This is a genomic window from Streptosporangium sp. G11 (assembly GCF_051192615.1).
Classification (GTDB): Bacteria; Actinomycetota; Actinomycetes; order Streptosporangiales; family Streptosporangiaceae; genus Streptosporangium.
The window spans coordinates 41,315-61,822 of the sequence record NZ_JBPJUQ010000014.1; the positions used below are offsets into that span (position 1 = coordinate 41,315).

Below are 20,508 nucleotides of genomic sequence, written 5' to 3' on the forward strand. Positions count from 1 at the left end.
CCCCGAACGGCCGCGGATCAGAAAGGGTCAGAAGCCGCCGTTGGGGTCGAAGTACTCGGCCGCGTTCTCCTTGGTGACCCTCGGGGAGGGCACCACGGTGTCCTTCTCGACCTTGGCACCGCCCAGGATCTCGACCGCCCGGTCCAGGCCCATGGCGCCGATGATGTCCGCGTCGTTCAGGCCGGTCACCAGGTAGTTGGTGCCGTCGAGGATCGCCTTGAGCGCCTCGGCCTGGCCGTCGACGCCCGCGATGACGATCTGCTTGGACTTGCCCGCGTCCGCGATGGCGCGCTGCGCGCCCAGGCACATCGCGTCGTTCTCGCAGAACACCGCGACGAGGTCGGGGTTGGTCGCCAGCAGGCTCTCCATCACGGTCAGGCCGCCGTCGGACCCCCAGTTGCCGAAGTCGGGGGCCTCGACGAGCGTGATGCCCGCGGTGCTGCCGAGCACCGACTTCACGCCCTCGGTACGGGCCAGGCCGATGCTGTTGTCGGCGGGGCCGCCCTTGATGATCGCCACCTTGCCGCCCTTGGGCAGCTTCTCGGCGAGGAACTGGCCGTTCTGCACGCCGATCGCCTTGTTGTCCGGGCCGATCCAGCTGGTGTACTCGCCGCTCTGGAACTTGCGGTCCACCAGGACCACGGGCTTGTTCGCCGTCTTGGCCGCGTTGAGCGCCGCGGGCGCCGACTCCAGCGGGCCGCCGGAGATGATGATGGCGTCGACGTTCTTGCTCAGCAGGTCCTCGACGTTGGAGGCGAGCTTGGCCGCGTCGCCGTTGGCGTCGGTGCTGATGACCTCGATCTTGCCCTTCTTCTTGGCCTGGGCGGCGATCGCCTTGTCCATGCCGCTGAAGTAGGGGCCGCTCAGCATGAAGTTGGCGACGCCGATCGTGTAGGAGCCGTCACCGGAGGCGGCGGCGGTGGAGGGCTGGCCCTCACTGGAGGAGCATGAGGCCAGGCTGAGAGCGAGAAGGCCGGTGACCAGCAGGCTGCTGAATTTTTTCGCGTTCATTTCGGTATACCTCGGGGGGTGTTGTGGAGCCGGTACGTCAGGTGCGCACCTGGTTGGCGCGCTGGACGAGGATGACGGCGATGATGATCAGTCCCTTGAGCACCTGCTGCCAGAAGCTCTGCACGCCGTACAGGTTGAGGAGGTTGTTGATCAGTACGAGGACCAGGACGCCGCCGAAGGTGGCCTTCGCGGACCCGCGCCCGCCCGCCAGGCTCGCCCCGCCGATCACGCACGCGGCGATCGCGTCGAGCTCGAAGGCAACCCCGACGCTCGGCTGGGCGATGCCCACCCGGCTGGCCAGGATGACGCCGGCCAGCCCGGCGCACGCGCCGCTGATGGTGTAGGCGAGGATCACGTGCCTGCGCACGTTGATGCCCGCGAGCCGTACGGCCTCGGCGTTGCCGCCGATCGCGACGATGGAGCGACCGGCGGGGAAACGGGTCAGGAACAGGCCGCCCGCGAGGAAGACGGCCAGCATGATCACGGTGCTCAGCGGGACGGGGCCGAGCATCGCCGAGCCGAGCGTGAGGAACGCCGGGTCCTCGGGGGTGATCGGCACCTCGGAGTAGACGAACGCCAGGCCCCTGATGGTGGTCAGCGCCGCCAGGGTCACCACGAAGGGCGCCAGCCCGAACCGGGCGACCAGCATGCCGTTGACCAGCCCGAACCCGATCCCGCAGGCGATGCCCACGACCGTCGCCATCGGGATGGGAAGGCTGGAGACGAGACCGGCGGTGATGATGCCGGAGAAGGCCACCACCGACCCGACCGACAGGTCGATGCCTCCGGTGAGGATCACCACGAGCATGCCGTACGCCAGCAGGCCGGTGGTGACCATCTGCTTGAGCAGGTTGGTGAGGTTGGTCGGGGTCAGGAACGTGTCGGAGGTGAGCGCCGCCACCGCGACGAGCGCCACGATGAGCGTGACGAACGCGGCCTGCGCGGTGACGTCCCGGCCGGCCAGGACCAGCCGGGGGAACCTCCCGGGGATCGAGGCCGCCGGACCTGCGGGCACCCGGGCGGGAGAGGAGCCTTTGGGGCCCTGGGCGGCGGGGGCCGGATCGGTGGAGGCCCGCGCGGACCCCGCCGGTTGCCCGGTCACGCGACGTCCCCGGACTCGGCGGGCCGCCGGGTCGTCCGGGCTCTCGGGGCCGGCCGGGTCGTCCCTTCTCTCCGGGCCGGCCAGGTCATACGGTCACTCCGGGCCGGCCGGGTCGTCCCATCTTTCCGGGCCCGCCAGGTCATACGGTCACTCCGGGCTGGCCGGGTCATTCTGTCCCTCCGGGCTGGGCGGGTCATGCGGTCCGCCCGATCGAGTGGGCGAGGATCTCGTCCTCCGTGGTCTGGTCCGAGCGCAGATCGCCGGTGATGCGCCCCTGGTTCATCACGAGCACCCGGTCGGTGGCGCCGAGCACCTCCGTCAGGTCCGAGGAGATGAGCAGGACGGCGAGGCCCTGCCGGGCGAGGTCGTCGATCATGCGGTAGATGTCGACCCTGGCCGCCATGTCCACACCGCGGGTCGGCTCGTCGAGGATGAGCACGCGCGGCTCGGCCAGCAGCCACTTGGCGAGTACGGCCTTCTGCTGGTTGCCGCCGCTGAGGTTGACCACCGGCATCGAGGCGCAGCCCGAGGGCTGGATGCCCAGCCGGTCGATCATCTCGGCGACGTTCCCGCGCCTGCGGCCCATGTCGATCAGCGGGCCCCGGGTGGCCGAGTACAGGGTCGTGAGCGTGATGTTGTCGAGCACGCTCATGCCGAGCACCAGGCCGGTGCGCTTGCGGTCCTCGGTGACGAGGGCGAGCCCGGCCGCGATGGCCTCGGCCGGCGTACGGAAGCCGACGGCCCCGGACCGGCCGCGTGCCCGGCCCGCAGGCTCGGCGCCCGTCCCCGAACCCGAACCCGCGCCCGACCCGGCACGCGTCCGGCCCCCGGACGAGGACGAGCGTGAAGATGGGGACGAGGCCGAGGACGGGGACGGAGACAGGGACAGGGACGGGGATTCGGCGCCGGGTCCGACGCGCACCTGGCCCGCGGACGCGGGCTCGGCGCCGAAGACGCACCGGGCCAGCTCGCTGCGGCCGGAGCCGACCAGGCCGAACAGTCCGACGATCTCCCCCGAGCGCACGGAGAACGAGACGTCCTCGAACTCACCCCCGCGAGTGAGCCCGGAGACGCTGAGCCGCACCTCGCCGTGCCCCGCGCGGCGGTCGGGGTAGATCTGTTCGAGGCGGCGGCCCGCCATGAGGCGGATCAGCTCGTTCTCGTCCGTACGGGCGGGTTCGGTCGTCTCGACGATCCTGCCGTCCTTGATCACCACGATCGAGGTGGCCAGTTCCAGGACCTCCGCGAGCCGGTGGGAGACGTAGACGACCAGCACACCGCGTTCCTGCAACCGTCTGATCAGCGCGAACAGCGACTCAAGGTCGCTTCCGGCCAGCACCGCCGAGGGCTCGTCGAGCACCAGCACGCGCGGCTCGTCCACCAGCGCCTTGGCGATCTCCACCATCTGCTGCCTGGCCACCGTCAGGCGGCCCGCGACGGTGCGCGGGTCGATCGCGCCGAAGCCGATGCTCTCCAGCAGCTCCCCGGCGCGCGCGTGCGCCGCCGCCCAGTCGATGAGCCCGCCGCGCCTTTTGGGGAAGTGCCCCATCAGCAGGTTCTCGGTGACCGACAGCTGGGGTACCAGGGTCAGCTCCTGGTAGACGGTACGGATGCCCCGGGCGTGCGCGTCGTGCGGCGAGCGCAGCTCGACCCGCTCGCCGTCCATCCACATCTCGCCCGCGCTCATGGGCTGGGCTCCGGCGAGAATCCTGATCAGGGTCGACTTGCCGGCTCCGTTCGCGCCGACCACGGCGAGGACCTCGCCGGGGTGGCCCACGAGGTCCACCCCGTGCAGCACCTCGACGCCGCCGTAGTCCTTGCGGACGCCCCGGAGCTCCAGGCTCATCCGAACGCCTCCATGACGACGACCGTCTTCTGCCGGGTGAAGTCGAGGACCGTCTCGTGCAGGCCCTCGCGGTAGCCCCCGGTGTCCTTGGTACCGCCGAACGGCAGGTTCTCGGCGCGCAGCGCGGTCGAGCCGTTGATGACGACCCCGCCGACGTCGAGGCGCCGCGCGATGGCGAACGCCCGCGAGACGTCCCGGGTGAAGACCGCGGCGTGCAGGCCGTACGGGGACTCGTTGGCCATCCGCACCGCGTCGAGGGGGTCGGAGAAGCGGGCGACGGGCGCCACCGGGCCGAAGATCTCCTCGGCGAGGGTGGGACTGGTGGCGGGCACGTCGACCAGCACGACCGGGTCGACGAACGCGCCGCGCCTGCCGCCCCCGGCTGCGAGCCTGGCGCCGTCCCCGACGAGCCTGCCGACGGCGGCCTCGACCCGCTCGGCGGCCTCCTCGGCGATGAGGGGGCCGACGTCGGTCTCCTCAAGCAGCTGGTCGCCGACGGACAGCTTGGCCGTCTGGCCGAGCAGCGACTCGACGAAGGCGTCGTGGATGCCGTCCTGGACGTAGACGCGCTTGACCGCGCAGCAGATCTGCCCGTTTCCCCTGGCCAGGCGGCCGAGTACGACGGCGCGGGCGGCCTCCTCTGCGTCGGCGTCGTCGCAGACGATGAGCGCGTCGTTCCCGCCGAGTTCCAGGAAGACCTTCTTCAGGGTCGCGGCCCCGAGGCGGGCGATCTCGCGGCCCGCCGCGGTGCTGCCGGTGAGGGTCACCGCCGCGATCCCGGGGAGCTGCGCCAGTGCCTGGGACACCTGGACGCCTCCGGCGACCAGCTGGTGGGCGTGGGCGGGCGCGCCGGCCCGCTCGACGAGCTCGGCCACCCTGACCAGGGCCAGCGGGCAGCGGGCGGGCGGCTGGACGACGACGGCGTTGCCCGCGGCGAGGGCCGCGGCGGCCTTGTGCGCGTACAGCTCGACCGGGTAGTTGAACGGGACCAGCGCAGCGACGACGCCGAGGGGCTCGCGCATCGTCACCGCGAGGTGCCGCTCCAGGCCGGGCACGGCGTCGAGCGGGATCTGGCGGCCGAAGAGCCTGGTGGCCTCGCCCGCGTACCCGCGGAAGATCCGGATCGCGGCGTCGACCTCGCCCCGGGTCTGCTGCACGGGCTTGCCGTTCTCGGCGGCGAGCAGCGTGGCGAGGCTGTCGCGCTCGGCCTCGATCAGGTCGGCCACCCGGCGCAGGAGGTCCGCGCGCTCGTGGGCGGGCATGGCGGCCATCGCCCGCTGGCCCTCCAGCGCGGCCTCGACCACCGCGGCCACCCGCTCCGCGCTCGCCGCCTCCACCTCCCCGAGCCGCTCGCCGGTGCCGGGGTTTCTGACGGTGATGACGGAGGCGTCCGGCGAGGTGAGAGCGGACATTCGTTGCACTTCCTTCCATGCAAGCCTTGCGTTACGAGCTTCACGACCCTTTGGAAAGGGGAAGATCAGGCGGGTTTGCGGGTTCTGGGGGCGGCGTAGCCGATGCGGCGGCCGATGTCCGCGGCCATCCCGAGCGCGACCGGCGCCAGGCGGTGGCAGTCGCCGAGGCTGAACCGTCCGGCCGGCGCGGACACGCTGAACGCCCCCACCGGGCGGGCCGAGGCGTTCATGATCGGCAGGCCGATGCAGCGCACCCCCTCCTCGTTCTCCTCGTCGTCGATCGCGAAGCCCTGGTCGCGTACGGTGTCGAGCTCGGCGAGCAGCGCGTCGCCGCTGAGGCTTCTGGGGGTGCGGGGCTCCGTCTGCGCGGCCAGGATCTCGGCGCGGCGCGGCTCGTCCAGGAAGGCGAGGACCGCCTTGCCCATCGCGGTGCAGTGCAGCGGCACGCGGCTGCCGATCCGCGAGACCAGGCGCACCGACTTGGCGCTCTCCACCTTGTCGACGTAGACGATGTGGTGGCCCACCGGGACCCCGAGGTGAACGGTCTCACCGCTGATCTCGACCAGTTCGGCCAGGTACGGCTGGGCCGCGGCGCGGAGCCCGTCCTCCTCCAGATAGCGCCCGGCCAGGGTGATGAGGGTGACGCCGAGCCGGAAGGCACCGGTGGCGTCCCGCTCCAGGACACCCAGTTCCAGCAGCGAGATGGCATAGCGATGGGCGGTGCTGAGGGCGACGCCGGTGTGCGCCGCGAGTTCGCCCAGGGTCATTCCGGACTGACCGCTCCCGGAAACGGCACTGATCAACTCAAATGCCTTGTCGACGCTTGATGATTTCCTACCGCTCTTCATTCGAGTTACTCGAATCTATTTTCAGATATTTGTAAGATTTTTGCGATAGTTACATCGGCGATAACGGCTGTCAACCCTCACGCACAAATACCCCCGGTGCGGAGTGAGGCAGGTGTGGTCGGACTTGTAGGTATGAACGACCACAAAGCACTACGATCAGGCACATGTCCCACCAGAGCCTGTGCAACTGTTTGCTGTGCGTCGAGCAGGAGGTGGAACTCGACGAGGCCGGCCTCCGGACGATGCGGAGCGTCCGGGACCGCGGGTGGGCGGTCGTCATGGTCCCGGGGGACGAGTACGGGCCGGGCTGGGCGTTCACCGTCGGGCTGTGGCACACGCTCCGCTCCCCCGAGGTGGCCATGTTCGGTCTTCACGTGGACGTGATGGGCAACTGCCTCGACACCCTGGCCGACGAGATCGCCGCCGGGCGTCACCTGGTTGAGGACCGGGAGCGGGACGACGTGATCAGGAACTATCCGGTCGTCGTGAAAACGGTGGACACGAGCTGGTACCGGTCGCTGTTCGGCACGGCGCTGCACTTCTACCAGCGGCCCCCGCTGCCCTTCATGGAGGTCGTCTGGCCGGACGCCGCGAGCCGCTTCCCCTGGAACGACGGCTGCGCCCCGCGGCTCCGCGAGCTTCAGCCCGCGCTGTGGATCCCGAAGGACGACCACGCCCCGGGCCCCTGGACCAAACTCCCCTGACCCCGCCCCTCACCCCGGCCCCGCTCCCGCCCCACCCCGCCCTGGCCGCACCTCGCCCGTTCCCGTTCCCGCCCCGTCCCAGCCGCGCCCCGCCCCCGCCCCGTCCTGACCGCACCCCGCCCGTTCCCGGCCCGTGAAGCGGCGCCAGGGCGACCATCCGACCGGCCCCGGGGGCCCGACGACACCTCGGGACGGGCCGCGGCCGAACGCCCCCTCACCCGCTCCGGACCCACCGGCCCGGGAGCCGGCGAAAAGGACCGAGCACCCTCTCCCCGGCGCCGGAATCTCCGAAAAAGGACCGGACTCACTCCCGCCGGTGTCGGTGCCGGATTTCACCAAAAGAAATGGCCGCCACCGACGCTGACCAGGATGACGACTTTTGGTCAAACATGTCCGGAAATAACCGTTTTTTCGTGATTGTCCGCCCGCCGGTCACGCGGGCCGCCCGGCCGACCGCCCCCGCGATGACCTGTAATTTTTGTACAATCGTCGACTGTGCTTTACCGACGGGGGAGGAATTCTATGCCAGGGGCGACGTTCCGAGAACGCCTGCGTTACTGGTTCGACAACACCATGTCCCGGGGGACGACCGCGCTGATCGGGTGGCTCGCCCTCATATCCCTCGGCCTGATCTTGCTGGTCACGGCGCTCGGCCTGTGGCTGACTCCCGACGAGGCCGCGAAGCACAACGGTGCGCCCGGCATGCTGTGGATGACGCTGATGCGCGCGCTGAGCCCGGGGAAGGTGGCCAGCGACACCGGCAGCGCGCCGTTCATCGCCCTGATGTTCGCCGCGTCACTGGGCGGGATCTTCATCGTCAGCGCCCTGGTCGGCGTCCTCTCCAACGATCTCAAGAGCAGGTTCGAGGAGCTGCGCAAGGGCAGGTCCCGGATCATCGAGACCGGCCACATCGTGGTCCTGGGCTGGTCGGAGCAGGTCTTCACGATCGTCAGCGAGCTGGTCCAGGCGCACGCGAGCGGCCGCAGGTCGGTCATCGCGATCCTCGCCGACAAGGACAAGCTCGCCATGGAGGACGAGATCCGGCAGTTCGCGGGCGACACCGGCAGGACCAGGCTGGTCTGCCGGACCGGACGGCCCGCGGAGCCGACCGACCTCGACCTGATGAACCTGGCCGGGGCCCGCTCGGTGGTCGTCCTCTCCCCGCAGGGTGAGGACCCCGACGCGCACGTCATCAAGACGCTGCTCGCCCTGGCCAAACGGCCCGGCGGTCACCCGCCGGTGGTGGCCGCCATCGCCGAGAGCTCCAACATGGCCGCCGCGCGTCTCGCGGGCGGTCCCGACGTCCACCTCGTCGACTCCGACGACACCGCCTCCCGGCTCATCGTGCAGTCGTCGCGGCAGTCGGGCATGTCCGTGGTCTGCATGGACCTGCTCAACTTCAGCGACGGGGAGATCTATCTGCGCTCCGACCCCGACTTCACCGGCATGACGTACGGCGAGGTGCTCCCGGCGTACCAGACCGCCACGGTGATCGGGCTGCGCCGGGCCGACGCAGTCATGCTGAACCCGCCCATGAGCACCGTGATCTCCGCCTCGGACGAGATCATCGTGATCGCCCACGACGACTCGATGATCCACCTGTCCGCCGGCATGCCCTCGGCCCGTGAGGAGTCGATCGTCTCGGTCGAGCACACCAGGCCGGGTCCCGAGCGCACCCTGGTCCTCAACTGGAACGGCCGGGGCCGCCAGATCATCCGCTATCTCAACGCCTACGTCGCGCCGGGCTCGGTCCTGGACATCGCCTCCGACCACCCCGACGCGACGGCCGACTTCGAGCGGCTGTCCAACCTCACGGTCAATGTCAAGGAGTGCGACACCTCCGACCGCTACGCGCTGGAGTCGCTCGGCCTGGGCGTCTACCAGCACGTGATCGTGCTCTCCGACGACCGCTACAGCCCCGGCCACGCCGACACGCGCACCCTCATGATCCTGCTCCAGCTGCGCGACATGCAGTCCTCACTCGGCGAGCGATACTCCATCGTCAGCGAGATGCACGACGAGAACAACCGGAGCCTGGCCGAGGTCACCAAGGCCGACGACATCGTGATCAGCGACACGGTGATCGGCCTGCTGCTGGCCCAGATCGCCGAGAACCGGCACCTGGCCGAGCTGTTCGGCCAGCTCTTCGACTCGCGGGGGTCGGAGATCTACCCTCGCCCCGCGGAGCGGTACGTCCGCCCGGGGGCGCCGGTCGACTTCGCCTCGGTGATCGAGTCGGCCCGGCGCCGCGGCGAGACCGCGATCGGCTACCGCCTGGCGGACCGCGTGAACGAGGCGCCTCACTTCGGCGTCGTCCTCAATCCGGACAAGTCGCGACCGCTGCGCCTCGGCCCCGGCGACTCGGTGATCGTCCTGGCCGAGCGCTGATCCAGGTCAGGCAGTGATCATGAAAGCGAGCCCGAGCAGCACGGCGACGGGGATGATCCAGACCACGGCCTCGATCGCGAACTCCTTGTACACGGTGAGCTTCTCCCTCTGGATGGGCACTGCCTGACACATGAAAACGACGATGCGCAGCATATGCGTATCGGAAGGCGTTCTCCTACCCGGGGCCGGGGTCTTTCTCCGGCCCCGGGCCCGCCGGTTCCTATCGGCTCAGATAGTGGAAGCTCGGTTTCGGGTGCATCAGGAAGTCGTGGTGGGAGATGTTCCAGGCGTAGGCGCCCGCCATCGTGAACTCCACCAGGTCGCCGGGCTTGAGAGCGATGGGGACCCGGCGGGCCAGGACGTCCTTGGGGGTGCAGAGCTGGCCGACGATCGTGATCGGCTCACCGGCCTCCGTCATGATCAGGGGCTGGTCGTGCCCCTTGGTGGCGGGGGTGCGGATGTGGTGGGTCCCGCCCGCCACCACCGCGAACAGCTCGCCGTGGACGCGTTTGACGTCGATGACGCGCGTCACGTACCTCCCGCAGTAGACGGTCAGCGAGCGTCCCGGTTCGACGCGGAGCGTCTCGCCGGGACGGCGTAGCCCGGCCAGGCCCCTGCCGTAGGCCGTCCAGTCGAACCGGTCGCCGGGATCGGCGTAGGAGACGGCCATGCCGCCGCCGAGGTTGATCTCGCTCATCCCCAGCGTCCGCGCGTAGTCCAGGACGGCCGCCGCCAGCTCCAGCATCCGGGGCGCGTCGAGCCCGCTGGCCAGGTGGGCGTGGATCCCGTGCAGCCGTACGGCACTCTGGGGCTCCAGCAGGGCGACGCATTCGGCGATCCCCGCCGGGTCCATCCCGAACGGCGTGGCTCCGCCGCCCATCGCCAGCGAGGCCCCCTCGATCGGGATGTCCAGGTTGACCCGCAGCAACACGTCCGCCGGGTGGCCGGACGCGAGCAGGCGGCGCAGCTCGCCGGGGCTCTCGACGTGCAGGCGGGTCACGTCGCCGAACAGCTCGGCGTCCGTCTTGCCCGGCCCGCCCAGCGCGACCGGCGTCCCCGGGAAGTGCTCCCGCACGTGCGCGAGCTCGCCTCCCGAGGAGACCTCGAAGCCGTCCACGTACGGGGCGATCGTCCGCATCAGCTCCGGGTCGGGGTTGGCCTTCACGGCGTAGTACAGCTCGACGTCCCCCAGCGCGGCGCGGACGTCCCTGACGTGGGCGCCGAGTTCGACCAGGTCGTAGACGTACGCGGGCAGCGGCCCGGCCAGGAACGACTCCGAGGTCTGCGGCTGCGCCGCGACTGTGGCTGTCACTGCGTTCTCTCCGATCTTGGCGGTGCTGGACGTCAGACGAGCGAGAACCAGGTCTCGACGATCGGCCGGTACGCGGGCGTGACCTCGGCCACCTCCTCGTCCGCGAACTGATCGCTGTGATGAACATCCAACACGCTTCGTCCTGGCGGTTCACCGATACGGGACCATGTCGAGGGAAAGTCGACGGCGCGGCGGGCCGGGAATGCCGGAGAGGGCTCAGAGTCCGGAGCCGCCGGTGGCGTCGAGGGTGGTTCCGGTGACCCAGCGGGCGTCGTCGGAGACCACGAAGGCGACGACGTCGGCGACGTCCTCCGGGGCACCGACCCTGGCGAGGGCGGACTGCCCGGCCGCGTACGCCCGGGCCTCCGGGTCGCCGCGCAGCCAGCCCGCGTTCATGTCGGTGTCGGTGACGCCCGGCGAGACCGAGTTCACCGTGATCCCGCGCGGACCGAGTTCCTTGGCCAGCGTCCGGTTCAGCACCTCCATCGCCCCCTTGGTCGCGGCGTAGGCGGGACTCTGGGGGAAGGCGATCCTGGTCACGCCGGAGCCGATGGTGACGACGCGCCCGCCGTCGCGCAGGAGCGGCAGCGCCCGCTGGATGATGAAGAACGGCGCCCTGACGTTGACGGCGAACATCCTGTCGTAGGCCTCCGGCGTGACCTCCGAGATGCCGCCGGGGACGATGATCCCCGCGTTGTTGACGAGGATGTCGAGCCCGTCCACCTCCTTCTCCAGGGCGGTGAAGAGCGTCTCCACGTCCCCCTCCACACCGAGTTCCGCCCGGACGGGGAACGCCTCTCCCCCGGCCTCGGTGATCGCCGTGACGACCTCCCCGGCCGCCGCCTCGTCCCTGGCGTAGTGGACGGCCACCCGGACCTCCTCGCGCCCGAGCCGCAGGGCGATCGCCCTGCCGATCCCTCTGCTCGCACCCGTCACCAGCGCGGTTCTCACATCGCCTCCAATATTTTATAGCGATCACTACAAAATCGAACCGTAGCAGGATTTTTTAGCGATCGCTATACAATGGTCCGGTGAGCAGGAAGCGAGCCTTCGACCGCGACACCGTGCTGGAGATAGCGCTGCTGGAGTTCTGGCGGCACGGCTACGAGGCCACCTCCATCGCCTCCCTCACCGCCGCCATGGGCATCCGCCCGCCCAGCCTGTACGCCGCCTTCGGCGACAAGCGGCACCTGTTCGAGGAGGTCGTCGAGCGCTACAGGAAGCAGGACTTCTCCGCGCGGGCGCTGGCCGAGGAGCCGACCGCGCGGGCGGCGATCGCCAGGATGCTGCGCGAGGCGGCGGTCAACTACACCGACCCCGGGCACCCGCCGGGCTGCCTGATCTTCAGTGCGGCGGTCAACGGCGGCCCGGAGTCGGCCGACGTGCGGGAGGCGATGCGCGGGATCAGGGAGGCCGCCAAGGCCGCGATCGCGGCGCACATCGCCTCGGACGTGGCGGCGGGCCTGCTCCCCGAGGGCACCGACGCCGGAGCCCTCGCCCTGTTCTACGCGGCCACGGTCCAGGGCATGTCCACCCAGGCCCGCGACGGCGCGACCCGGCGGGATCTGGAACGGATCACGGAGTTCGCGATGCTCGCCTGGCCGGGGGAACGGGAGGGCACGCCGGACGGGCACCCCGGACGCGGTCCGGGGTGATCTCCGGGTCGGGTCATCCGCTCTTGGCCGAGGTCTCCTCCGGTGCCGCGTCGGGGACGGAGGCGCGGAGCCAGCGGGTGCCGTACGGCTCCAGCGTGAACTTCACCCGGCCGTCGGAGGGCAGGTCGAGGGTGCCGTCCACCAGCAGGTCGACCAGCGTCTCGCAGCCGCCGAGACCTTCGAGCACGAGATCCACCTTCGCCTCGCGGTCGGCGAAGTTGTGGACGGCGACCATGGTGCCGCCCTCGGCGTCGGCCCGGTGGGCCAGCACGGCCACGTCACCGGCGTCCAGGATCTCGTACGCGCCCCAGGCCAGCTCGGGCGACTCCCGGTAGCGCTCGACCAGGAGCATGATCCACCGGAGCAGCGAGTCGGGGTCGCGGCGCTGGTCCTCGACGTTGACGTTGCGGGGGCCGAACTTGCCGGTGGGTGAGGAGACGTTGGTCTTCGGATTGGGCGAGAAGCCGCCCTTGGCCGACCACTGCATCGGGACCCGGACCGCCATCCGGCCCTCGGCCTTCAGGTTCTCGCCGAGGCCGATCTCCTCGCCGTAGAAGAGCACCGGGGTGCCCGGCATGGAGAACAGCACGCTGTAGGCCAGCTTGAGGCGCCGCATGTCGCCGCCGAGCATCGGGGGAAGGCGGCGGCGCAGGCCCCGGTCGTACACCTGCATGTTCTTGTCGGGGCCGAAGGCGTCGAAGACCTCGTGCTTCTGCGACTCGGTGAGCTTGTCCAGGGTCAGCTCGTCGTGGTTGCGGACGAACATCGCCCACTGGGAGTCGTCGGGCGGCTCCGGACGATCGCGCAGGGCGTCGGCGAGGATCTCCGGGTTCTGGCGGGCCATCGACAGGTGGAACCGCTGCATGGCGATGAAGTCGAAGCACATGGTGACCTCGTCGCCGTTCCCGGCGTCACCGAAGAACTTCATCAGGTCCGGGTAGGGCAGGTTGACCTCGCCCAGCAGGATCGAGGTACCGTCGCGGCGGTTCATGAAGGCGCGCAGGTCGGCGAGGAACTCGTGCGGGTCGCCGCCGATGCCCTCGATCAGGAACGGCACCGCGTCCACCCGGAAGCCGGACAGGCCGAGCTCCATCCAGAAGCCGAGAATGCGCGCGATCTCGTCGCGGACCTGCGGGTTCGCCGTGTTCAGGTCCGGCTGGAACTTGTAGAAGCTGTGGTAGTAGTACTGGCCGGTCTTCTTGTCCAGCTCCCAGAGGCTGTCCTCCTTGTCGGGGAAAACGATCGCCTTGGGGTCGACGGGTCCCGGCTCGTCCTGCCAGACGTACCAGTCACGCTTGGGAGAGTCGCGGCTGGAGCGGGCCTCCTTGAACCAGGGGTGCTCGTCGGAGGTGTGGTTGACCACCAGGTCGGCGATCACCCGCATGCCCCGGTCCCTGGCGGTGCGCATGAACTCCACGAAGTCGCCGAGGGTGCCCAGGCGGGGGTCGACCGAGTAGAAGTCGCTGATGTCGTAGCCGTCGTCGCGGCTGGGGCTGGGAAAGAACGGCATCAGCCAGATGCAGGTCACCCCGAGCCGGTCCAGGTGGTCGATCTGCTGGGTGAGGCCCCGGAAATCACCGATGCCGTCACCGTTCCCGTCCTTGTAGGTCTCCACGTCCAGGCAGTAGACAACGGCGTTCTTCCACCACAGATCAGCTGTATAGGTGAGTCGCATGCGTCCGCACTACCCTCCCTTGGTGTGTTTATGAGATAACGCTGACATTGGGTCGGCGCCCGCGAGATCGCGAAGCCTCCGGCACGTTACGGTGGACGGGACGGCCAGGAGGAGATCATGCGACAGCTGAGGCGCGGTGTGCCCTTCGGCTGGCTGCTCACCCTGCTGCTGCCGCTGCTCGTCTCCGGAGGGTTGAGCGGGGGCGGCGCCGCCGTCCTCCTGCGGCACGCCACCGTCGCCCAGGCCTCCGGTGAGCATCAGCGGCTGGCCCGCCCCGTCTCCGACGGCGGGCACAGGAACGCCTTCGTCACCGGCCTCTCCGCCACCGGCATCGGCCTGGGGGGCGGGGGCGGCCACCCGCTCGCGACCCCGCCGGCGGACCTCCGGCACCTGTCCCTCACCGTCGGCTCGGGCTCGCGCCCGGTCCGCGACGACGACACCCGCCCGCTCGCGGCCCTGCTCGTCAGGCCGGGGCGCGCACCGCCCGCCTCCACGACCGGCTGAACCACCCCGGAGTCACTCCGGGCCTTCGCCGTACCCGGAAAACGCCTTTCCCATGCCTGAAAGACGTCGTGCCCGAAAGCTCGCCGTGCCTGAAAGGTCCTTTTCGGCATATCCGAGGACAATTCCCCAGCCTGTGGAGGCTTCCATGTCGCGTGCCCCGGTGGTACGCGCGGTGGCGGCACTCGCCGTCATCGCCACCTCGCTGTTCATCGCCCTGACCATGTCCCCGCGCCTCGGTCTCGACCTGCGCGGCGGCACCCAGCTCGTACTGGAGACCAGAGACTCACCGACCGTCAAGGCCGACGCCGCGGCCACCGACCGCACCCTTGAGGTCCTCCGCCGCCGGGCCGACGCCCTGGGCGTGGCGGACGCGCCGCTGGCCCGCTCGGGCGAGCGGCGCATCATCGTGGAACTGCCGGGCGTGCAGGATCCGACCAAGGCCGCCGAGGTCATCGGCAAGACCGCGCAGCTCACCTTCCATTCCGTCCTCGGCGTCCCCGACCCGGCGGCCGGGACCAAGCCGGGGAAGGGCGAGCAGATCCTGCCCGACGAGAGCGGCGCCCCGCTGCACATCGGGCCGGCCGCCCTCACCGGTGACGGCGTCAGCGGCGCCGAGGCGGGGATCGACGCCCAGCAGGGCAGCGGCTGGTTCGTCACCGTCGACTTCCGCGACGCGGGACGCGCGGAGTGGGCCAAGCTGACCGGCCAGGCCGCCTGCAACCAGGCGGGCGATCCCAAACGCAGGATCGCCATCGTGCTCGACTCCAAGGTGATCGTCTCACCCCAGGTGAACGAGAGCGTGGCCTGCGGCGTCGGCCTGCCCGGCGGCTCCACCCAGATCACCGGCACCTTCACCTCCGAGGAGGCCGCGGACCTGGCCCTGCTGATCAAGGGCGGCTCGCTGCCGGTGCCCGTCGAGATCATCGAGCAGCGGACCGTCGGCCCGACGCTCGGCGCCGCCGCGATCACGGCCAGCGCCCAGGCTGCGGTCATCGGCATCGCGCTCACCGCGCTGTTCATCATCGTGACCTACCGGCTGGTCGGCCTCATCGCCGCCGTCGCCCTGACCTGCTACGCGTTGATCTCGTACGCGGCGATGGTCGGGCTCGGCGCCACGCTCACCCTGCCGGGACTGGCGGGCTTCGTACTGGCGATCGGCATGGCGGTCGACGCCAACGTGCTGGTCTTCGAACGGGCGCGGGAGGAGTACGCGGCGGAGCCGGGGTTCAGGGGCGCGCTGGAGAAGGGCTTCCGCAACGCGTGGAGCGCGGTGGCCGACTCCAACATCACCACGCTGCTCGCCGCCGGGCTGCTGTTCTTCCTGGCGTCCGGGCCGGTACGCGGTTTCGGCGTCACGCTGAGCATCGGTGTGATCGCCTCGCTGATCACCGCGATGGTCATCACGCGCGTCCTGGCCCAGTGGGCGGTGAGCCTCCAGGCCGTGTCCTCGCGGCCCAGGCTGACCGGCCTGTCCGACATCGGCCGCGTCCGCACCTGGCTGAACGCGCACGGGCCGGACCTGATGGGCCGCCGCGCGGTGTACTTCTGGGTCACCTGCGTACTGGTGGCCGTGTCCGTGGCGGGGGTGGCGGTCCGGGGGCTCAACTTCGGCGTGGAGTTCACCGGGGGCAGGCTCGTGGAGTACTCCACGAGCACCCCGATGACCGCCGACGCCGCCCGCGAACTCGTCAGCGGGGCCGGGTTCCCCAACGCGGTGGTGCAGTCCTCCGGCGAGGACATCTCCGTACGGACCGGTCAGATCAGTCCCGCCGACGTCGTGCGGATCGAGGGCGCGCTGGAGAGCGGGGGCGGGCAGGTCACCAAGGAGCGTGACGAGCTCGTCGGGCCGAGCCTCGGCGACGAGCTGCGCCGCAACGCGCTGATCGCGCTGGGCGTCGCGCTCGCCGCGCAGCTCGCCTATCTCGCCTTCCGGTTCCGCTGGACGTTCGGGGTGGCCGCGGTGCTGGCCCTGGTGGCCGACGCGGCGATCGTGGTCGGCGCGTTCGCGTGGCTGGACAAGCCGGTGGACGGGGTGTTCCTGGCCGCGATGCTCACCGTGATCGGCTACTCGGTCAACGACAAGGTCGTGGTCTTCGACCGGGTCCGCGAACTGTGGGGAGCGCGACCGAAAACCTCGTTCGCCGAGGTGACGAACACCGCGATCCTGCAGACCGTCCCCCGCACGGTCAACACCGGCCTGGGCGCGCTGTTCATCCTGGCCGCGCTGGCGGTGCTCGGCGGCGACTCGCTGACCGACTTCGCGGTGGCGCTGCTGATCGGGATCGTCGTCGGCACGCTCTCCTCCGCGCTGGTCGCGGGGCCGCTGGCGATCGAGCTGGAGAAGCGCAGGCCCGGCGCGCCGCCACGGCCCAAGCGGAAGGGACCGGCTCCGGCCCGCGAGGGTTCGGGCGCGGTGGTCTGACGACGGTGATGGCCTGGAGGTGGTCTGATCGCCGTGGTTTGACCACGGCGATCAGACCACCTCCCCTTTTCCCCACTAATCCTACAAATCATATGGGAATTTATGCATAAAACTATTGCCATTCGCGACTAAAGGCAGAACTCCCCGGTGGGCATCGGCATTCGACAGGGGCACAACACTGTTGCGAGATCTTCGGCCGCTGAAGCGGCGCGGTCACGAAAACGGGGAGAAAGCATGAGCCACGCGGTAAAGATGAGCCCTCAGATGCGGAAGTGCATCGATGCGTGCATGGAAAGCCACAGCCATTGCGAGCAGACCATGACCTACTGCCTTACGCAGGGGGGCCAGCACGCCGACATGGCGATGATGGGCCCGCTCATGGACTGCGCCGACATGACCCGCATGTGCGCGGACATGATGATGCGCCAGTCGCCGATGGCGATGGAGATGGCCGCGATATGTGCGAAGGCCGCGAACAAGTGCGCCGAGGCGTGCCAGACCATGGGCAGCGACACGATGATGAAGGAGTGCGCCACCGCGTGCCGGACGTGCGCCGAGGCGTGCCAGGCCATGGCCGGTGCGCGAGCCTGAACCGTCCGGCCGGTCCTCCGGTCCTCGCCGTGCCGTCCACGTCGGCAGCTGGTTGACGTGACGGAACGCGGGGCGAGGCCAGGGGACACGAGGCCGAAGGGGGCGCCGCCGATCGAATCGGCGGCGCCCCTGCCTTGGCAGGGTCCGTGGCGTGCGGAAACCTGACCGGGGGCGGGGGCGTCCGGCAACCTGACGACCGGAGGCCGGGGGCATCCGGCCACCCGACCGGAGGCCAGGGGCATCCGGCAACCTGACCGGAGGCCGGGACGGCTGAAAATCCGTCGGCATCCAGGACCGATGGAAACCCGGTCGGGTCCGAGACGGCTGGAAACCTCCGCTTTCAGCCGGAGGAAGCGCCCCGAATCCCGCTAGTGTGCTTGGCGTCTGATTTCCCTGCTGCCGAAGGCGGATGCAATCGTGGCGGACGACTACGCGACGACTTTTAAGATCGTTGATGTTGACGGTGACGGCCTCATCTCGATCCCCGAGCTGACGAGGCTCATGGAGGTGCTCGGCGAGCCGATCACCCCGGAGGCGGCCGCAGCGGCCGTCGCCAGGATCGACCAGGACAGTGACGGCCTCATCTCCCTGGAGGAGTTCGCCGGCTATCTCGCCCAGACCCGGGCGGGCTGACCCGCAGGCCCCGATCCGGGCACACCGGCCCCGGAAACGCCCGGACCCGCAGGCCCCGGTCCGGACACACCGGGACCGGGGCCGGTGACGGAGCGGACCCGATCCGGACACCCAAGATCCAGGCCGGTCGACGAACCGGAGCCGATCGAGGCACCCCGCCCCCAAGGCCGGGCGCCCCGACCGGCTCCGGCCCCGCCGCCCCCGGGCCCGGCCGCCCCGGGCCCGGCCGGCCTCCATGGAAAACCTCAGAAAACCTCCGCCGCCCTCACAGGAAACCTCCGCCGGAAACCTGATCCGGAAACCCCGGCCGGAAAATCCGACGGAAAATCCTCGCCGAAAAAGCGGACGTACACCGCCGATCTCCCCCTCGCACGGCCTGATCGCCTCCCCGGCACGCCCCCGCCACCGACCTGGCGGCATGTTGACTCACCATTGACCGAGCAATAACTTTGGGTAGTCATACCAGCGCGCAGCGTAGCGAGGGCTCGGGGTGACGTGTGACCGCCGACGTCCCCGAACGGGCGTCGCACGCCGATCCCCCTCCAGCAGGTGGCCTCGCGTCTCAGGCATGAGGTCGGCCGGTCGCCGCGATCCGCGCTTCCGCTCGCTTCCCGTCACATCCCGCCCACAAGGCGATCCGGCGGCTTTCGCCTGACCGTCTCCGGAGCCGACCTCCTCGGGAAACGCGGGAAGCGTCCCACAGAGGAAGAAGGCAGAAGCAGTTGATGAGGAGCGCATCCAGCGGCCGCGCCGGGAGCGCGCCGCGTGACTCGCGTGGGGCCCGGCATCCGGTGACCGTCATGGCCGAGCAGATAACCGATGTCTTCCTCGACCTCGGCTACCGCGTCGCCGAGGGGCCCGAGGTCGAGGCCGAGTGGTTCGCCTTCGACGCCCTCAACATGGACGACCGCGACCCCGCCCGTGCTCCCGGGCGTGCCTTCTACGTCGAGAACCCCTCGGCCCCCGGCCGGAGGTCGGGTCTCGTGCTGCGCCCGCACACCTCACCGGTGCAGGTGCGGGCGATGCTCGGCACGCCTCCTCCCCTCCGCATGGTCTGTACGGGCCGCGCCTTCCGTCCCGACGCGGCCGACGCCACCCACAGCCCGGTGTTCAACCAGGTCGAGGGCCTCGCCGTCGACCTGGGCCTCACCATGGTCGACCTGAAGAAGACCCTCGACCACCTCGCCGTCTCCATGTTCGGCAGGGGCACGGCGACCCGGCTCCGCGCCCACCGGTTCGCCTACACCGACCCTTCGGCGGAGGTGGACGTGGAGTGCACGGTCTGCCGTGGCGCCTCGGAGGAAGACCTCGCCGCGGTTCCTTGGGAAGGCGCCCCCACGGATCCGTGCGGGACGTGCGGCGGCGAGGGATGGATCGAATGGGGCGGGTGCGGCATGGTCCATCCCCGGGTGCTGGCCGCCTGCGGTGTCGATCCGCACAGATACGGCGCCTTCGCCTTCGGCATGGGCATCGAGCGCACGCTGATGCTCCGGCACGGGCTGAAGGACATGCGCGACGTCATCGACGGCGACATCCGATTCCCCCTTGGAATGGACGAGTTCGCCCCCGGCAGGTCACGGCCCCGGCCTCTTCCCCCGCCCAGGACAACGGCCACGACGCGGGCCGTGCCGGCCGCGCGGGCCGTACCCGACATGGAAACCATCCCGCTGGCGCGCGGCGGCCACGGTGCCCGGAACGCGCGAAGACGGGAGGCCGGTGGAGGGCTGGGCCGGTCACAGAGCCTGCGGCGGCGGATCGGGCACGCGCTGGCGGGGGCGGGATACGTCGAGACGCCGGGTTTCCCCTTCGTCCCGGACACCGCGTGGGACGCCTTCGGCCTGGCACCCGACGACCCGCGCCGCGCCACGCTGACGCTCACGAACCCGACCGGCCCGCGCGAGCTCTCGCTGCGCACCACGCTTCTCCCCGGCCTGCTGGCCGCGCTGGGGCTCAACCTCACCCGGGGAAACCGCGCCCCGGCGCTCTTCGAGCAGGGGGCGGTCTTCACACCCCTCACGGGCTCCGGCCCCCCGGCCCTTCTCCGGGCGGACCACCGCCCCACCGACGACCAGCTCGACGCGCTGAACGCCGCCATCCCCGCCCAGCCCCGCCACCTCGCCGCAGCCCTGACCGGCGAGTCGTCGTGGGCCCGCGCGGTCGACGCCGCGCGTACGGCGGCGCACGTCATGGGGGCCGGGCTGGTCACGCGCCCCACCGAGTACGCCCCCTGGCTGCCCGGACGCTGCCTGGAACTACTGGTCGGCCAGACCGTGCTCGGTCATGCGGGCGAGCTGCGCGCCGGTACGGTTCAGGCGCTGGGCCTGCCCCTGGGAACGAGCGCCATGGAGATCGACCTCACCGCGATGGAGCACCTCACCGACCTCGGGAGCACGTGACTCCCGAGG

The 20,508-nt window shown here is 70.4% G+C and carries 17 protein-coding genes; 8 read left to right on the plus strand and 9 right to left on the minus strand.

Annotated elements, in window-relative coordinates; all coding sequences use genetic code 11:
- Positions 1-27: 27 nt before the first annotated feature.
- The 5 genes from ACSDR0_RS16320 to ACSDR0_RS16340 form a co-directional block, all read right to left on the minus strand.
- Entirely contained in the window at positions 28-1,011 is a 984-nt protein-coding gene (locus tag ACSDR0_RS16320; protein ID WP_435289649.1) for a substrate-binding domain-containing protein, read from the minus strand.
- Between the two features lie 37 nt (positions 1,012-1,048).
- Positions 1,049-2,113, minus strand: a complete 1,065-nt coding sequence (locus ACSDR0_RS16325; protein WP_435289650.1) for an ABC transporter permease — start codon at positions 2,111-2,113, stop codon at positions 1,049-1,051.
- 193 nt (positions 2,114-2,306) lie between these two features.
- Complete coding sequence (locus ACSDR0_RS16330; protein ID WP_435289651.1) at positions 2,307-3,959, minus strand: sugar ABC transporter ATP-binding protein; 1,653 nt, start codon at positions 3,957-3,959, stop codon at positions 2,307-2,309.
- Positions 3,956-5,371: an aldehyde dehydrogenase family protein gene (locus ACSDR0_RS16335; protein ID WP_435289652.1), complete on the minus strand. Its 1,416-nt coding sequence runs from the start codon at positions 5,369-5,371 to the stop codon at positions 3,956-3,958. The genes ACSDR0_RS16330 and ACSDR0_RS16335 overlap by 4 nt, the downstream gene beginning before the upstream one ends.
- Before the next feature lie 65 nt (positions 5,372-5,436).
- Positions 5,437-6,219: an IclR family transcriptional regulator gene (locus tag ACSDR0_RS16340; RefSeq protein WP_435289653.1), complete on the minus strand. Its 783-nt coding sequence runs from the start codon at positions 6,217-6,219 to the stop codon at positions 5,437-5,439.
- Between the two features lie 164 nt (positions 6,220-6,383).
- Here ACSDR0_RS16340 and ACSDR0_RS16345 point away from each other — a divergent pair, with 164 nt between their 5' ends.
- Positions 6,384-6,923 carry a DUF4262 domain-containing protein gene (locus ACSDR0_RS16345; RefSeq protein ID WP_435289654.1) on the plus strand — a complete coding sequence of 180 codons (540 nt, stop codon included), beginning with the start codon at positions 6,384-6,386 and terminating at the stop codon, positions 6,921-6,923.
- A 522-nt stretch (positions 6,924-7,445) separates the two neighbouring features.
- Positions 7,446-9,311, plus strand: coding sequence for a CASTOR/POLLUX-related putative ion channel (locus ACSDR0_RS16350; RefSeq protein ID WP_435289655.1), 1,866 nt, complete (start codon positions 7,446-7,448; stop codon positions 9,309-9,311).
- Between the two features lie 6 nt (positions 9,312-9,317).
- On the opposite strand, the gene ACSDR0_RS16355 is transcribed toward ACSDR0_RS16350, so the two are convergent.
- The 3 genes from ACSDR0_RS16355 to ACSDR0_RS16365 all read right to left on the minus strand — a co-directional run bounded on the left by ACSDR0_RS16355 (position 9,318) and on the right by ACSDR0_RS16365 (position 11,574).
- Complete coding sequence (locus tag ACSDR0_RS16355) at positions 9,318-9,464, minus strand: hypothetical protein (RefSeq protein WP_435289656.1); 147 nt, start codon at positions 9,462-9,464, stop codon at positions 9,318-9,320.
- A 67-nt stretch (positions 9,465-9,531) separates the two neighbouring features.
- Positions 9,532-10,623: an alanine racemase gene (locus tag ACSDR0_RS16360; protein ID WP_435289657.1), complete on the minus strand. Its 1,092-nt coding sequence runs from the start codon at positions 10,621-10,623 to the stop codon at positions 9,532-9,534.
- A gap of 216 nt (positions 10,624-10,839) precedes the next feature.
- Positions 10,840-11,574 (minus strand): SDR family oxidoreductase, encoded by a 735-nt coding sequence (locus ACSDR0_RS16365; RefSeq protein WP_435289658.1) that lies wholly within the window; start codon positions 11,572-11,574, stop codon positions 10,840-10,842.
- 80 nt (positions 11,575-11,654) lie between these two features.
- On the opposite strand from ACSDR0_RS16365, the gene ACSDR0_RS16370 reads away from it, so the two are divergent.
- Positions 11,655-12,278, plus strand: a complete 624-nt coding sequence (locus ACSDR0_RS16370) for a TetR/AcrR family transcriptional regulator (protein ID WP_435289659.1) — start codon at positions 11,655-11,657, stop codon at positions 12,276-12,278.
- Between the two features lie 13 nt (positions 12,279-12,291).
- Here ACSDR0_RS16370 and ACSDR0_RS16375 read toward each other — a convergent pair whose 3' ends face one another.
- A complete protein-coding gene (locus ACSDR0_RS16375; RefSeq protein ID WP_435289660.1) occupies positions 12,292-13,953 on the minus strand; it encodes an alpha-amylase family protein in 1,662 nt (553 codons plus the stop codon).
- A 117-nt stretch (positions 13,954-14,070) separates the two neighbouring features.
- Here ACSDR0_RS16375 and ACSDR0_RS16380 point away from each other — a divergent pair, with 117 nt between their 5' ends.
- The 5 genes from ACSDR0_RS16380 to ACSDR0_RS16400 all read left to right on the plus strand — a co-directional run bounded on the left by ACSDR0_RS16380 (position 14,071) and on the right by ACSDR0_RS16400 (position 20,499).
- Positions 14,071-14,457: a hypothetical protein gene (locus ACSDR0_RS16380; RefSeq protein WP_435289661.1), complete on the plus strand. Its 387-nt coding sequence runs from the start codon at positions 14,071-14,073 to the stop codon at positions 14,455-14,457.
- A gap of 145 nt (positions 14,458-14,602) precedes the next feature.
- Complete coding sequence (secD, locus tag ACSDR0_RS16385) at positions 14,603-16,879, plus strand: protein translocase subunit SecD (RefSeq protein ID WP_435289662.1); 2,277 nt, start codon at positions 14,603-14,605, stop codon at positions 16,877-16,879.
- 234 nt (positions 16,880-17,113) lie between these two features.
- Positions 17,114-17,470, plus strand: coding sequence for a four-helix bundle copper-binding protein (locus tag ACSDR0_RS16390; RefSeq protein WP_435289663.1), 357 nt, complete (start codon positions 17,114-17,116; stop codon positions 17,468-17,470).
- Positions 17,471-17,887: 417 nt separating this feature from the next.
- A complete protein-coding gene (locus tag ACSDR0_RS16395) occupies positions 17,888-18,103 on the plus strand; it encodes an EF-hand domain-containing protein (protein ID WP_435289664.1) in 216 nt (71 codons plus the stop codon).
- Positions 18,104-18,903: 800 nt separating this feature from the next.
- Positions 18,904-20,499, plus strand: a complete 1,596-nt coding sequence (locus tag ACSDR0_RS16400) for a hypothetical protein (protein ID WP_435289665.1) — start codon at positions 18,904-18,906, stop codon at positions 20,497-20,499.
- Positions 20,500-20,508: the final 9 nt, after the last annotated feature.

Bases quoted from the DNA above. Each gene is read 5' to 3' on its own strand.
- ACSDR0_RS16320 (WP_435289649.1), bottom strand. From the start codon at position 1,011: ATGAACGCGAAAAAATTCAGCAGCCTGCTGGTCACCGGCCTTCTCGCT.
- ACSDR0_RS16330 (WP_435289651.1), bottom strand. From the start codon at position 3,959: ATGAGCCTGGAGCTCCGGGGCGTCCGCAAGGACTACGGCGGCGTCGAG.
- ACSDR0_RS16335 (WP_435289652.1), bottom strand. From the start codon at position 5,371: ATGTCCGCTCTCACCTCGCCGGACGCCTCCGTCATCACCGTCAGAAAC.
- ACSDR0_RS16340 (WP_435289653.1), bottom strand. From the start codon at position 6,219: ATGAAGAGCGGTAGGAAATCATCAAGCGTCGACAAGGCATTTGAGTTG.
- ACSDR0_RS16345 (WP_435289654.1), top strand. From the start codon at position 6,384: ATGTCCCACCAGAGCCTGTGCAACTGTTTGCTGTGCGTCGAGCAGGAG.
- ACSDR0_RS16350 (WP_435289655.1), top strand. From the start codon at position 7,446: ATGCCAGGGGCGACGTTCCGAGAACGCCTGCGTTACTGGTTCGACAAC.
- ACSDR0_RS16355 (WP_435289656.1), bottom strand. From the start codon at position 9,464: ATGCTGCGCATCGTCGTTTTCATGTGTCAGGCAGTGCCCATCCAGAGG.
- ACSDR0_RS16375 (WP_435289660.1), bottom strand. From the start codon at position 13,953: ATGCGACTCACCTATACAGCTGATCTGTGGTGGAAGAACGCCGTTGTC.
- ACSDR0_RS16380 (WP_435289661.1), top strand. From the start codon at position 14,071: ATGCGACAGCTGAGGCGCGGTGTGCCCTTCGGCTGGCTGCTCACCCTG.
- secD (WP_435289662.1), top strand. From the start codon at position 14,603: ATGTCGCGTGCCCCGGTGGTACGCGCGGTGGCGGCACTCGCCGTCATC.
- ACSDR0_RS16390 (WP_435289663.1), top strand. From the start codon at position 17,114: ATGAGCCACGCGGTAAAGATGAGCCCTCAGATGCGGAAGTGCATCGAT.
- ACSDR0_RS16400 (WP_435289665.1), top strand. From the start codon at position 18,904: ATGGCCGAGCAGATAACCGATGTCTTCCTCGACCTCGGCTACCGCGTC.